13 protein-coding genes and 1 pseudogene are annotated in these 12,948 nt (G+C 60.6%); 7 read left to right on the forward strand and 7 right to left on the reverse strand.

Features of this window, described 5'->3' with window-relative positions:
* Positions 1 to 77 precede the first annotated feature (77 nt).
* The 3 genes and pseudogenes from BLR72_RS09350 (at position 78) to BLR72_RS09360 (ending at position 4,473) form a co-directional block, all read left to right on the forward strand.
* The gene (locus BLR72_RS09350; RefSeq protein ID WP_091947643.1) at positions 78 to 2,702 is read left to right on the forward strand and encodes a DNA translocase FtsK; all 2,625 of its coding nucleotides are present in this window, start codon (positions 78 to 80) and stop codon (positions 2,700 to 2,702) included.
* Positions 2,703 to 3,025: 323 nt separating this feature from the next.
* Positions 3,026 to 3,580: pseudogene (locus BLR72_RS09355) on the forward strand (outer membrane lipoprotein carrier protein LolA); the annotation flags it as partial.
* An 86-nt stretch (positions 3,581 to 3,666) separates the two neighbouring features.
* Entirely contained in the window at positions 3,667 to 4,473 is an 807-nt protein-coding gene (locus BLR72_RS09360) for an exodeoxyribonuclease III (protein ID WP_091948605.1), read from the forward strand.
* A 10-nt stretch (positions 4,474 to 4,483) separates the two neighbouring features.
* On the opposite strand, the gene BLR72_RS09365 is transcribed toward BLR72_RS09360, so the two are convergent.
* Together BLR72_RS09365 and BLR72_RS09370 are read right to left on the reverse strand one after the other, a co-directional pair.
* Positions 4,484 to 4,942 carry a cyclic nucleotide-binding domain-containing protein gene (locus BLR72_RS09365; protein ID WP_027231021.1) on the reverse strand — a complete coding sequence of 153 codons (459 nt, stop codon included), beginning with the start codon at positions 4,940 to 4,942 and terminating at the stop codon, positions 4,484 to 4,486.
* A gap of 38 nt (positions 4,943 to 4,980) precedes the next feature.
* Entirely contained in the window at positions 4,981 to 5,664 is a 684-nt protein-coding gene (locus BLR72_RS09370) for a response regulator transcription factor (protein ID WP_027231022.1), read from the reverse strand.
* 129 nt (positions 5,665 to 5,793) lie between these two features.
* Here BLR72_RS09370 and BLR72_RS09375 point away from each other — a divergent pair, with 129 nt between their 5' ends.
* Positions 5,794 to 6,330, forward strand: a complete 537-nt coding sequence (locus BLR72_RS09375) for a L,D-transpeptidase family protein (RefSeq protein WP_091947649.1) — start codon at positions 5,794 to 5,796, stop codon at positions 6,328 to 6,330.
* A 3-nt stretch (positions 6,331 to 6,333) separates the two neighbouring features.
* Here BLR72_RS09375 and BLR72_RS09380 read toward each other — a convergent pair whose 3' ends face one another.
* Genes BLR72_RS09380 through tsaD form a run of 5 tightly spaced genes read right to left on the reverse strand, consistent with a single transcriptional unit; the run spans position 6,334 to position 9,833 of the window.
* Entirely contained in the window at positions 6,334 to 7,011 is a 678-nt protein-coding gene (locus BLR72_RS09380) for a class I SAM-dependent methyltransferase (RefSeq protein WP_244506665.1), read from the reverse strand.
* The gene (locus BLR72_RS09385) at positions 7,008 to 7,436 is read right to left on the reverse strand and encodes an EVE domain-containing protein (protein ID WP_091947655.1); all 429 of its coding nucleotides are present in this window, start codon (positions 7,434 to 7,436) and stop codon (positions 7,008 to 7,010) included. Before BLR72_RS09385 ends, BLR72_RS09380 begins: the two co-directional genes overlap by 4 nt.
* 12 nt (positions 7,437 to 7,448) lie before the next feature.
* Positions 7,449 to 7,739 carry a YciI-like protein gene (locus tag BLR72_RS09390; RefSeq protein ID WP_091947658.1) on the reverse strand — a complete coding sequence of 97 codons (291 nt, stop codon included), beginning with the start codon at positions 7,737 to 7,739 and terminating at the stop codon, positions 7,449 to 7,451.
* Between the two features lie 31 nt (positions 7,740 to 7,770).
* Positions 7,771 to 8,757: an NAD(P)H-dependent glycerol-3-phosphate dehydrogenase gene (locus BLR72_RS09395; RefSeq protein WP_091947662.1), complete on the reverse strand. Its 987-nt coding sequence runs from the start codon at positions 8,755 to 8,757 to the stop codon at positions 7,771 to 7,773.
* Positions 8,754 to 9,833 (reverse strand): tRNA (adenosine(37)-N6)-threonylcarbamoyltransferase complex transferase subunit TsaD, encoded by a 1,080-nt coding sequence (gene tsaD, locus BLR72_RS09400; RefSeq protein WP_091947665.1) that lies wholly within the window; start codon positions 9,831 to 9,833, stop codon positions 8,754 to 8,756. The genes BLR72_RS09395 and tsaD overlap by 4 nt, the downstream gene beginning before the upstream one ends.
* Positions 9,834 to 9,928: 95 nt before the next feature.
* Here tsaD and hemC point away from each other — a divergent pair, with 95 nt between their 5' ends.
* The 3 genes from hemC to BLR72_RS09415 all read left to right on the forward strand — a co-directional run bounded on the left by hemC (position 9,929) and on the right by BLR72_RS09415 (position 12,945).
* A complete protein-coding gene (hemC, locus tag BLR72_RS09405) occupies positions 9,929 to 10,858 on the forward strand; it encodes a hydroxymethylbilane synthase (protein ID WP_091947668.1) in 930 nt (309 codons plus the stop codon).
* Entirely contained in the window at positions 10,858 to 11,568 is a 711-nt protein-coding gene (locus BLR72_RS09410; RefSeq protein ID WP_091947669.1) for a uroporphyrinogen-III synthase, read from the forward strand. The genes hemC and BLR72_RS09410 overlap by 1 nt, the downstream gene beginning before the upstream one ends.
* A 99-nt stretch (positions 11,569 to 11,667) precedes the next feature.
* Positions 11,668 to 12,945, forward strand: a complete 1,278-nt coding sequence (locus tag BLR72_RS09415) for a COG4223 family protein (protein WP_091947672.1) — start codon at positions 11,668 to 11,670, stop codon at positions 12,943 to 12,945.
* Positions 12,946 to 12,948 lie beyond the last annotated feature (3 nt).

Raw genomic sequence — 12,948 nt, forward strand, 5'->3', positions numbered from 1 at the left:
TCGGCATCTTAACGTGAGAATCAAATCTGCGGCTGGGGCTCAGCCGCTGGGCATGCATTCACGCGGGGCAAGCATTCATGCGTCAAGGATATTCAGCCTCTTATGCCATCGATGGCGAACGGCACGGGTTGACCACCATATTCCGGCGGCAGATTCTCCTGCTTTGGGGGCTGGCGCTGTTTGGCTTCGTGGCCTTCGCCGTCGGAAGCCTCGCGACATGGAATGTCCTCGATCCGAGTTTCAGTCACGCGACGTCCAATCCGGTCCACAATGCGCTGGGCTATCCGGGAGCGGTGTTCGCCGATCTCGGCATGCAGTTCTTCGGCCTTTCCATGGTGGTGGCTTTGATGCCGGCGCTCTTCTGGGGCGGCTTTCTCGTCACTGGCCGCAGCATCGACCGTATGCCCAAGCGCGCCGCCGCCTGGTTCTGCGCCTCCCTGATGGCAGCGGCGATGGCCGGTTGCTTCGCCATACCCTCAAGCTGGCCCATGCCGATAGGCCTCGGCGGCGTCTTCGGCGATATGGTGCTCAAGATACCGGCAATTTTCATCGGCACGTTCCCCCGGGGCGGGTTGGCAATGATCGTCGTTGCCGTGCTCGTATTGCCCAGCCTCTGGGTGTTCGCTTTTGCAAGTGGCATTATCTATCGCGACAGCGAGCCGCCGGTCGCCAAGAAATCGACGCGCCACGTCGCCGACGAAGACGATTATGATTACGAGGACGAGGATGAAGACGATCGCGAAGGCGGTGGTCTGCTTGCCCTTGGCGCCTTGACCCACTGGTTCCTAAGCGCAAAGGCGCTGTTCCGACGGCTGACCGGCCATAGCGGCGCAGGCAATCTGCGCGCACGCCAGCGGGCCGATGACTTCCTCGACGACGTTGGAGGCAGCAAGCAAAAGGCTGGTACAAACGGCGTCCGCCGTGAGCCCGGCTTTGGCGATGCGGCGCCGCGCATACAGGCTCCTTCGATCGACATCGGAAACGACGATTTCGACGCACGCTCGGCGCGATTTGATCCAGTAGCATTCAGTGATGACGACGAAGATGATGACGACTGGGCGCCGCAGGCCGCCCCGGCACGGTCTGCTCCGGCACGGCCGGTGACGGCGCGAATCGATACCCCAGCGCCTGCACCGAAGGCTGGTGCGCGTGTTCAACGTGAAGCGCAGGCCTCGCTGATAAAGTCGGATGACTTCGAGATGCCGTCCCTGCATTTCCTCAGCGAGCCGAAGAATGTCGTCCGCAATCCGAGCCTCTCGAAGGAAGCACTCGAGCAAAATGCGCGGCTGCTCGAGGGCGTGCTGGAGGATTTCGGCGTGCGCGGCGAGATTATCCACGTTCGCCCCGGCCCAGTCGTCACGCTCTATGAGCTTGAGCCCGCACCCGGCATCAAGTCGTCGCGGGTCATCACACTTGCCGACGATATTGCCCGCTCGATGAGCGCCATCGCCGCGCGCGTCGCGGTAGTTCCTGGCCGCAATGCCATCGGCATTGAATTGCCGAATCAGACACGCGAGATGGTTTATCTCAGGGAATTGCTGGCGAGCCGGGATTTCGAACAGACGAAGACCAAGCTCGCGCTTGCACTCGGAAAGACCATCAATGGCGAGGCAGTCATTGCCGACCTTGCGAAGATGCCGCACCTTCTCGTCGCCGGCACGACGGGCTCAGGCAAATCTGTCGCCATCAATACGATGATCCTGTCGCTGCTCTATCGCATGACGCCGGAGCAATGCCGTCTCATCATGATCGACCCGAAGATGCTGGAGCTGTCGATTTATGATGGCATCCCGCATCTTTTGACGCCCGTTGTCACCGATCCGAAGAAAGCGGTCGTCGCGTTGAAGTGGACGGTCAAGGAGATGGAAGACCGCTACCGCAAGATGTCGAAGGTGGGCGTGCGCAACATCGACGGCTTCAACCAGCGCGTCGAACAGGCACAGAAGAAGGGCGAGCGCATCGCCCGGACGGTCCAGACCGGCTTCGACCGGGCGACCGGCGAGGCCGTCTATGAGACGGAGGAGCTCGACCTGAAGCCCATGCCCTATATCGTCGTCATCATCGACGAAATGGCCGATCTGATGATGGTCGCCGGCAAGGATATCGAGGGAGCGGTCCAGCGCCTCGCGCAGATGGCGCGCGCTGCGGGCATCCATGTGATCATGGCAACGCAGCGCCCTTCTGTCGACGTCATCACCGGCACGATCAAGGCAAACTTCCCGACCCGCATCTCCTTCCAGGTCACGTCGAAGATCGATAGCCGCACGATCCTTGGCGAGCAGGGCGGCGAGCAACTGCTCGGCATGGGCGACATGCTCTACATGGCCGGCGGTGGCCGCATCCAGCGCGTGCACGGCCCGTTCGTCGGCGACGACGAAGTAGAGAAGATCGTCCAGCATCTGAAGCTGCAGGGTGTGCCGGAGTATCTCGATTCGATTACCGAAGAGGATGACGAGGACGAAGGTGCTGGTCCGGCCGGAACGAGCAATCTCGAAGATTCGGACGATCCCTACGATCAGGCGGTCGCCGTCGTCCTGCGCGACAAGAAGGCGTCAACGAGCTATATTCAGCGCAGGCTCGGTATTGGCTACAACCGTGCCGCCTCCATTATCGAGCGCATGGAGCAAGAGGGTCTGGTCGGCCCGGCGAACCATGCTGGAAAGCGCGAGATTCTCGTGCCGACACAGGATGACGAGTTCTAGGAACGTGATGCCAGGCGCGTGCCGTAACACCAAGAATTTGCGGCGTTATGGAATGCTGCCCGGTGAGTTCCTATCTGTAAGGGGCAGGGCGGTTACGTAACGTTCTTGCTGGACCACATTGAGGAACGGAAACGGGTTTGTGCCGTTTCTTAGCCACAGTGAAGCCAAACTGGGTTTCTAGATACCGTTCGACGACGACAGGAGATATGACCATGATGACGACCGCACCGTTTCGCGCAATTGGCTCGCTTATGAGAGCGTCCGCGGTCGCCTCGATGGTCGGTACCGCATTTGTTGCCGGAGTAGTGGCTATTGCAACGCCGGCGCTGGCACAAGCTGCGCCCGGAGGCGTCAGTGCTGCCCAGGAAATCGCCAACAAGTTCTCGGGTGTTAAGACCCTGACCGGCAGTTTCGTCCAGTTCGGCCCGCGCGGCGACCAGACGGAAGGCACCTTCTACATCGAGCGTCCGGGCAAGATTCGTTTCAATTACAACAAGCCTTCACCCATCCGCGTCATTTCCGATGGACAGTCGGTGGTGATCAACAACCGCAAGCTCGACACCTGGGATCTTTACCCGCTGTCGAAGACGCCGCTGAAGCTGCTACTTAGCGATTCGATCGACCTCTCCGGCGGTAAGGTAAAGTCGGTCAAGGAAGAGCCCGACATGACGACCATTGTCCTTGGCGACAAATCGATCTTCGGCAACTCCACAATCACCATGATGTTCGATCCGAAGACCTCGGATCTGCGTCAGTGGACCATCACCGATGCGCAGGGTCTCGACACCACGGTCATGATCACCAATGTGCGCACCGGCGTGCGTTTCGCTGACGACATGTTCAAGATCGACTACACACGCATTGCGATGAAGAAGTAGTCACCGGCGGCTTGAACTCTGGTTGATCTTTTGGCATGACCGCGCAGCACCTTTGCTGCGCCTCCCATGCCTTTCCGCGAGTGTTCATGCCCTTTTCCGTTGCCACCTGGAACATCAATTCCGTTCGCCTGCGCCTGCCGCTCGTCCTGCAGTTTCTGCGCGACTACCAGCCGGACGTTCTGTGCCTGCAGGAGACCAAGTGTCCGGACGATCTGTTTCCGCGCGAGGCGCTGCACGCGGCAGGTTATGGCCATATCGAGATCAGCGGCCAGAAGGGATATCACGGTGTTGCGACACTGTCGCGCCGGCCGCTGACGGAGCCGGCACGGGTTGGCTTCTGCGATATCGCCGACTGCCGGCATCTAAGCACAGTCGTTACCGCAGGAACCAAGCGTCTGCGTATTCATAATTTCTACGTGCCTGCAGGCGGCGACGAGCCGGACCCCGTGATCAACCCGAAGTTCAAGCACAAGCTCGGCTTCCTCGACGAAATGAAGGCGATGAACGCCGTCTATGGCGACGGCCATGCCTCCCTGCTGGTCGGTGATCTCAACATAGCGCCGCTGGAGACCGACGTCTGGTCGCACAAGCAATTGTTGAAGGTAGTCAGCCACACACCCATCGAAACCGAAGGCCTGGAAACCTTGCGCAAGGATGGCGGCTGGAGCGACCTCATGCGCCATCACATTCCGCCACACGAGAAAATCTACACGTGGTGGAGCTATCGCGCGATGGACTGGGAAGCGGCGGATCGCGGTCGGCGTCTCGACCATATCTGGGGATCACCAGACCTCGAAAATGACCTGAAGGATATCACGGTTCTGCGCGAAGCACGCGGATGGGACCGACCGTCCGACCACGTCCCGGTCATCGCCCGCTTCAATCTGGATTGATACGGATACTCTAACGCTCCTGGAACAGGTGCTCGTATTGTGTAATCGCGTCGATCAACTCGCTGATATCTGACGCGATCTTGTCGTGCAGCGCGGCGGCGATCTCCGGATATTCCTCGAGAATGCGCCGGAACAGGGACCGGTTGAGGCGGATAACTTCTGTCTCCGCTTCGGCCATAGCGCTTGTCAGCCGCTTCGTCTGAGCAATGATCGCCATTTCGCCAAGCACGGCCCCGGGTCCGACCGTTTTCAGGATGACGCGCCCGGTCGTGCCCTCGCGAAAAAGCGAGATTTCGCCGCGGTCGATGACATATGCGCAATCGGCAGACTGACCTTCGCGGTAGAGTTCGCGGCCCTCTCTGAGGACAAGACGTTCCGTGCCGAAGGCAAGCAGTCGCAACTGGTCGCGCGTAAACGTCTCGAACAGCCCCACCGTCTCCAGTATGCGGATATCATCTTCAATTGCCATGCATGAACAGACATATACCTAGATTGGCCCCACCGGCATCAAGGAATGAGCTTGTATCCCCCGCTTTCCGTGACGAGTATGGTTGAATTCGAAGGATCGTGCTCGATTTTCTGGCGCAATCTGTAGACATGCGTTTCAAGCGTATGGGTGGTAACGCCGGAATTGTAGCCCCAAACTTCTTCGAGAAGCACATCGCGTGTAATGACCTTCCCCCCGGCGCGGTAGAGGTACTTGATGATCGCAACCTCCTTTTCCGTCAGCCGGATCTTGCCGCCCTTGGCATCGATGAGCATCTTCTGTCCCGGCTTGAACGTATATGGCCCGACGACGAACGTAGCGTCCTCGCTCTGCTCATGCTGGCGCAATTGGGCCCGTATGCGAGCCAGAAGCACGGCGAAGCGAAACGGCTTGGTCACATAGTCGTTGGCGCCCGATTCGAGCCCGAGAATCGTGTCGGAATCAGTGTCGTGCCCGGTCAGCATGATCACCGGCGCCTTGAAGCCGCCCTTGCGCAGAAGCTTGATCGCTTCGCGTCCATCCATGTCGGGCAAACCGACATCCATGATCAGCAAATCGACGACGCCGTTCCGTGCAGCCTGTACGCCCTTGGTCGCGTTGTCTTCCTCGATGATCTGGAACTCCTCGTAGAGCCCGAGTTGCTCGACCAGTATGGCTCTCAGATCCGCATCATCGTCAACGATCAGTATAGTACGCGCTGTCATCAGATCTCCCGCAAGTGCAAAGAAGTGATTGGAATTTAAGTCGAATTACGGAGGAAAGAAAGGGGATCGACTTGATATTGCCTGTGAGGCGCATCAGTCTGACACAAAAAGGCTTTTTATGAGGCAATCATGAGTCGAAAGCGGTTGCTGGTCATCGATGTACGCCCCCGCCCCGGGCATGCCACGCAGGGGCAACTCATCGCCGGCGGAATGGTGCTGCGCTGTGCGCTCGGACGCGGGGGAATCACAGCTTTCAAGCGGGAGGGCGATGGCGGGACGCCCTTGGCGCAGATGCGATTGCTCTATGGCTACAAGCGCCCGGACAAGCGCGTTCAGGGCGGCGGCGGTGGCCTTAAGCTGCGCGCCCTGCGCCAGAATGACGGGTGGTGCGAAGTCGGCAACGACCGCAACTACAACCGGCATGTGCGTATTCCCTATGGCGCAAGTCACGAGACCATGTGGCGCGAGGACGACCTCTATGATGTGTGTATCGTCATGGACTGGAATATCCGGCCGCGGCGGCGGGACAAGGGCAGCGCTATTTTCTTTCACCTGGCGCGGCCGGGCTATACGCCGACGCAAGGCTGCATCGCTTTGAGTCGCGGCGACATGGACAGGCTCTTGCCGCACCTTTCCGATCAGACGGTTATTCGCGTGCGGCGGTAAAGGCTACGCAAAGCGCCAGACGGTGGTGCGCTTCACCTCGGCATCTTCGAGGACGCGCGTCACCGGCACGGTGTAGACGGCAAGCTCATGCAGCAGGTTCTTCGGGAAATAGGAACGGCCGGGATCGCCGACGATGACCTCAGCGCCGCGCGAAGCCAGACTGGTAAACCAGGGCATCAATTGATCCGCAAACGCCTTGTCGTAAAAGACATCGCCGGCGAGGACAACGTCCCAGCCGCCGTCGCTGCCGATCAGGTCGTCTCCCCGAGCTTCCAGGGAAACGCCGTTGGCAGCCGCATTGATTGCGATAGCCGGCAACGCGAACGGATCAATGTCGCAGGCAACCACATGCCGGGCGCCGGCTAGCGCCGCCGCAATGCCGACAAGCCCGGAACCCGAAGCGAAATCGAGGATGTTCTTGTCCCTTACGCTCGCCGGCTGGTCGAGCACATAGCGCGCCACTCCTTGGCCGCCAGCCCATGCAAAAGCCCAGAAGGGCGGGGGAAGGCCGAGCGTCGCGAGTTCCTCTTCGGTCCTGTGCCAGAGATCATGCGCCTCATCGGCGAGATGTAGCTTGATCTCGGGAACATGCGGCGGCGATTGCAGTGCTGTGTTGTTCAGCACAAATCGGCGGAATCGATCGCTTCCGGGCTCGAGAACAGGCGCCTCCGCAGCGGTCATTCCGGTGCGGGCGTCAGGCCGCCCATGCGGCAGACTTCGACCCATTCGTCGGGCATGACCGGCTGAACCGACAGCCGCATCGAGGTGACAAGGGCCATCTTGGCGAGCTTCGGGCTCGCCTTGACGTCCTTAAGCGAGACCGGATTCGGCACGTCCTTGACGGCGCGAATATCGACGCATTCCCAACGTGGGTCGTCCGTACTCGAATCATGATGGGCGAGCGCGCAGACTTCGACGATGCCGACAATATCGAGGCCTTCGTTCGAGTGGTAGAAGAAACCCTTGTCGCCGATCTGCATCGCCCGCATGTTGTTACGGGCCTGATAGTTGCGCACGCCCGTCCATTCGGTACCCTTGGCGCCGGCAGCCTTCTGCTTTTCCCAGGACCAGGCGTCAGGTTCGGATTTGAACAGCCAGAATGCCATATTGGACCTCGCTTAACTGTTTGCCGGATTTTTGATGGCCCAGTTCCATGGGCGAATGTCGACCGAGGCGAAAAGGCCCGCCTTGGCGTAAGGATCGTTGGCCGCAATATCCTTTGCTGCAGCAAGATCCCCTACCTCAATCACAACGAGGCTGCCATTCGGCTTGGCGTCATCGCCGAGGAAGGGACCAGCAAATTTCAGCCGGTCGCCAAGGCCCGCCAGATAGTCGAGATGCGTGGCGCGCGTATCGAGCCGCACCTGCAGGTGATCGGGCTTGTCGTTGCAAAGCAGTGCGTAAAGCATTCATGTCTCCCATTCTCATCAGGCCAGCAGCCTAGTCTTCGGTCTTCAACGGCCGGGAAAGCAGCGCTTCCATGGCTTCGTCTATAGTGATGTGACGATCGAGTATCCGCGCCACGGCGGCGATGATCGGCGCTTCGATACCGTGTTTCATGGCAAGTTCGGCTGCGATGGCGGCCGTTGCGACGCCTTCCGCCAGGGGTCTCGCCGACAGATCTTCGCCGCGTCCGAGCGCAAGCCCGTAGGAATAGTTGCGCGATTGCGGGGTCGAGCAGGTCAGCATGAGATCGCCGAGACCGGACAAGCCCATGATCGTCTCCGGCCTGGCGCCGAGTGCCTGGCCGATCCGGCGCAGTTCGACGAATCCACGTGTCACGAGAGCTGCCTGCGCGCTTGCCCCATAGCCGCGCCCCACCGCCGCCCCTGCTGCAATTGCGAGGACATTCTTGAGCGCGCCACCGATCTCCACCCCTATCAGGTCATCGGTCGAATAGCAGCGGAAAGTCGGGCCAGAGAGCGTCGACGCAATACGATCTGCGATGGCCTGGTCGGCTCCGGCGACGGTTACCGCCGTCGGCAGCCCCTTCGCCACATCGCTGGCAAAGCTTGGGCCGGACAGCGCGGCGATCGTTTGGCCGGGCAAAGCTCTTGCAACGACTTCCGACATGAGGAGGCCGCTCGTCCGCTCGATGCCCTTGGCGCAGATCACAAACGGTACGCCGGACGGAATGCTGTCCTTGAATTCATCAATGGCGGCAGACAGCGCCTGTGCTGGAACAACACACAGAATGAAATCGCTGTTTGCCAGAACCGAAGCGGCATCGGTGCTCGCTCTCAGTGCCGGATGAAGGCTGATCCCCGGAAGGTAGCGTTCGTTGCGATGGTCGATATTGATCGCGTCGACTGTCGCCGCATCTCGAGCATATAGCCGGACATTCATGCCATTGCCGGCTGTCATCGTGGCAAGGGCCGTCCCCCAGGCCCCGCCACCCAAGACCGCGATATTGACGCCCGAAGTCATGCCTTGGCGCCTCGCCGCCCTGCACCGATCAACGGCGCAGACCGCAGATCGAGTGGCCAGCGCGACCGCGGCGCGATGTCGAGCGGGTCGGCGGCATTCTGTTTCGCCCGCTCGGCTCCAGCCCAGGCGATCATCGCGGCGTTATCGGTGCAAAGCGCCATGGGCGGCGCAATAAAGCGAAAGCCGTGCTCGGCGCAAAGTCGCTGCAGGCCATCGCGGATAATCTTGTTGGCGGCAACGCCGCCGGCAACGACAAGGGCGGGCGCGGCAACATCCGGAAAGCGGCGGCGGAACAGGGCAAGCGAGCGCGCAACGCGATCATCGAGCGTGTCCGCTACTGCACTCTGAAAGGCGGCGCAAATGTCGTTGACGTCCATCTGTGACAACGGCTGAAGCGATGTGGCGAGTTGGCGTACGGCGGTCTTGAGCCCCGAAAACGAGAAATCGAGCCGTTCCTCACCCTTGAGCGGGCGCGGCAGGAGGAAACGCGCCGGATCGCCAAGGCGGGCCGCTTTTTCCACCTCCGGTCCGCCTGGGTAGGCAAGCCCAAGGAGTTTGGCCGTCTTGTCGAAGGCTTCGCCAAGCGCGTCATCGATGGTCGTGCCGAGCCGCTCATAGTCGCCGAGGCCCTTGACCAGCACCATTTGCGTATGTCCGCCGGAGACGAGCAGCAGCAGGTAGGGAAAGTCGATCTGGTCCGTGAGCCGGGGGGTTAGCGCATGGCCTTCCAGATGGTTGATCGCGTAAAACGGCTTGCGTCCGGCCATGGCGATAGCCTTGCCGGTCATCAAGCCAACGATCAATCCGCCGATCAGGCCGGGCCCTGCGGTAGCGGCGACGGCATCGATATCATCGAGCGACATCTGCGCTTCATGCAGCGCCTGGCCGATCAAGCGGTCGAGGACTTCGACATGGGCGCGCGCAGCGATCTCGGGCACAACGCCGCCATAGGGTGCGTGGTCGTCAATCTGGCTGAGAACGACATTCGACAGGATGCGGCCGCGGCCGTCCGCGTCGCGCTCGACGATGGCGGCGGCCGTTTCGTCACAACTTGTCTCAATTCCCAGAACACGCATAGATAAACCTGATATCCTTCGCCGCATTGCCGGTCGAATAAAACTTCGCTAGGCAGACGTTTCTATTTGAGATCGCGTAACACGGACAGCAGCCAATGCAAACAAAAACGCTCAAGATCGGTACACGTGGGAGCGCGCTCGCGCTCGCACAAGCCCGTGAGACGCGCAGCAGGCTGATGCAGCACCACGGAATGCGTGAAGACGACATCGAGATCGTCGTTATTTCTACCTCCGGCGACCGGATTCAGGATCGTCCGCTGGCCGAAGTCGGCGGCAAAGGCCTCTTTACGCTTGAGATCGAAGAGCAGCTTGCCGACGGCCGCATCGATCTTGCTGTCCACTCCTCGAAAGACATGCCGACGTTCCTGCCTGAAGGGCTGCATCTGTCGATTTTCCTTGAGCGTGAAGACCCGCGCGACGCGTTCATCGGGCGTTCGGTGAAGACCCTCCTCGAATTGCCGCAGGGCGCGGTCGTCGGCTCAGCATCGCTGCGCCGCCAGGCCCTCATCCGGCGCGTGCGTCCGGACCTTAAGGTCATCAATTTCCGCGGCAATGTGGAAACCCGCTTGCGCAAGCTTGCGGATGGCGAGGTGGATGCAACATTCCTTGCCTATGCGGGCTTGCGGCGGCTCGGATTGGGTGAAGTCGTGACCGAACTTATGGATGTGAGAGCCTTTCCGCCAGCCCCCGGCCAGGGCGCGATCACGGTGGAAAGCCGTATCGGTGATGAACGCGTGGATAGCCTGCTCGCGCCGTTGAATCACCTCCCGACATCGACAGCGCTTGCCTGCGAGCGCGCATTTCTTGGAGCGCTTGACGGTTCCTGCCGCACGCCGATCGCCGGCCTTGCCACCGTTTCTGGAGACAGGCTCTCCTTCCACGGCATGATCCTTTTGCCCGACGGCAGTGAGGCACACGAGGTGTCGGGCGAGGGTGCCCTGGCTGATGCCGCCGAGATTGGCCGAGACGCGGCCCAGCGCGTGCGCGCCCGGGCTGGCGCGCACTTCTTCACGGATTGGCTTTGATGAAGACGGTTCTGGTCACGCGGCCCCAGCCCGGAGCGACCAGAACCTCCGAGCGCCTGCTGTGCAGCGGGTTCCTGCCGCTCGTATTGCCGCTCACAAAAATCGTTCCTCTCGACGCGTCGAGGCCAAAAGTGAAGTTTTGCGCCGTCGCCGTGACGAGCGCCAGCGCATTGCGTGAAGCCTCCGACGAACTGCTGCGCCCGCTCCTCAAAGTGCCGTGTTTCGTCGTCGGCGAAGCGACAGCCGCCGCCGCGCGAGCGCGGGGTTTTGAAACGGTGACGACAGGCGACGGCGACGGAGCGACGCTCGCTCAAATCGTGATCGAGGAACTGCCCTCCGGCGGATGCCTCCTCTACCTGACCGGTAAAGTCCGCTCGCCTGATTTTGAACAGAGCCTTCGCAAATCCGCAATCCATTTCCGCTGCAGTCTCACCTACGATACGGTTTCAGTCAGTTATACAACTGAATTTTTGCACGATTTTTTTGCACAGAAGCGTATAGACTCGTGTTTGATCTATTCGCGTTGGGGTGCCGAACTATTTGCAGCTTTAGCGAGTCGGCCAGAGCTGGTTCAAAACTTTGATAACACAGCAATATTCTGCCTATCGCAACGAATTGCCGACGTGTTGGCGGACTGGAAGCAGGGGCGGGTTTACCCCGCATCGAAGCCGGATGAAGGCGCGTTGTTGCAACTCATGCGCGAAGCGTAAGCAGGAGACACCTTCAATTCGCCAATATTGGCCGTTTCGCAGCGGGAACTTCCTTGCTAGCGTGCGTTCACCCGCTTTTGATCACGAAAGAGACAGCTCATGGCAAAATCGTCCGTTCCACGTCATTCGAAATCCGCCCGCAAGCCGGTGACGATCGATTTGGAGCCGTCGGCCGTCAGCAAACCCGAAACAAAGGCCAAGGAAACGCCTGCCGCGGAGCCCGTGGGTTTCGATCCCGCAGCTATTGGATCGCAAACCGCCCCGATCGTGGAGGTGGCGGAAGATGCGGGCGAGCCCGAGCAAACTTCGACGGGAAGTTCAGCGGAGCCAGAGCAATCGTTCGGTCGCCCCAGCGCCGCGAGACCCGCTGAAACACCGCCTGCGCCGGCGCCAAATTCCCGCGATCAGTTCGGCCGGATTGCTGCAGGCGTCATTGGCGGCTTGGTAGCCCTGGTGGGCGTTTCCGCCTTGCAGTGGGCGGGACTGATCCCGTCGCCAAAAGCCGACCTTTCAAATCTCGAACAACAGATTGCCGCCTTGCAAAGAACACCGCCATCACCCGACCTCGGCGATGGCGCTGAACTGGCGCTCAATGGCGCGGTGGAAAACTCCAAGAATGCGGTGGAACAGGTTTCGGCGCTTGCCCATGAGATGAGCCTGATCAAGCAGAGTGTGGACGAGGTCAAGAAAAGCGTGGGTGCCGCCGGTTCAGCCGATACAAGCGCCATTGACGCGCGCATCGCGGCGCTTGAGACCAAACTCAATGCGAGCCAGCAGCAGGTCGAGCAGGCATCAGCTGCAACCGACAGGTTGGCGGCGCTCGAAGCCAAGGTCAATGATACGTCAGGCCAGGCCAATATGGCGTTGGCGATGGCCGCCACCGGATTGAAGGCCGCGCTCGATCGCGGCGCGCCCTTTACCGCCGAACTTGATACCTATGCGGCCGTGGCACCGGCCACAGAAAACATCGAAAGCCTGCGCGCTTTTGCTGCCAAGGGGATACCGACCGTCGGAACGCTTGCGACGGAGTTCGGCGACGTTGCGGCAAAGATTGTCGCGACCACGCGGACCGTCGATCCGAATGCCAGCATTCTCGACAAACTCTGGGCGAGCGCCGGAGGTCTGATCGAAGCGCGGCCGGTTGGCATGGTTGCCGGCGACAGCGTCGATGCGATCACGGCGCGCATCGAAGCCAACCTTGGCTCTGCCAATCTTGGCGGGGCCATAGCCGAATGGGACAAGCTGCCGGATAACGCCAAGTCAGTTTCGGCCAATTTCGCGGAGGCCATGAAGGCCCGGCAGAAGGCCGACGAGGCGCTTGCCAAGGCTCTGTCCGATGCGCTTGCCGGGGCAAAGGCCCCCGCGGCTTCAAACTAGGAG

Source organism: Phyllobacterium sp. YR620 (genome assembly GCF_900104165.1).
Lineage (GTDB): Bacteria > Pseudomonadota > Alphaproteobacteria > Rhizobiales > Rhizobiaceae > Phyllobacterium > Phyllobacterium pellucidum.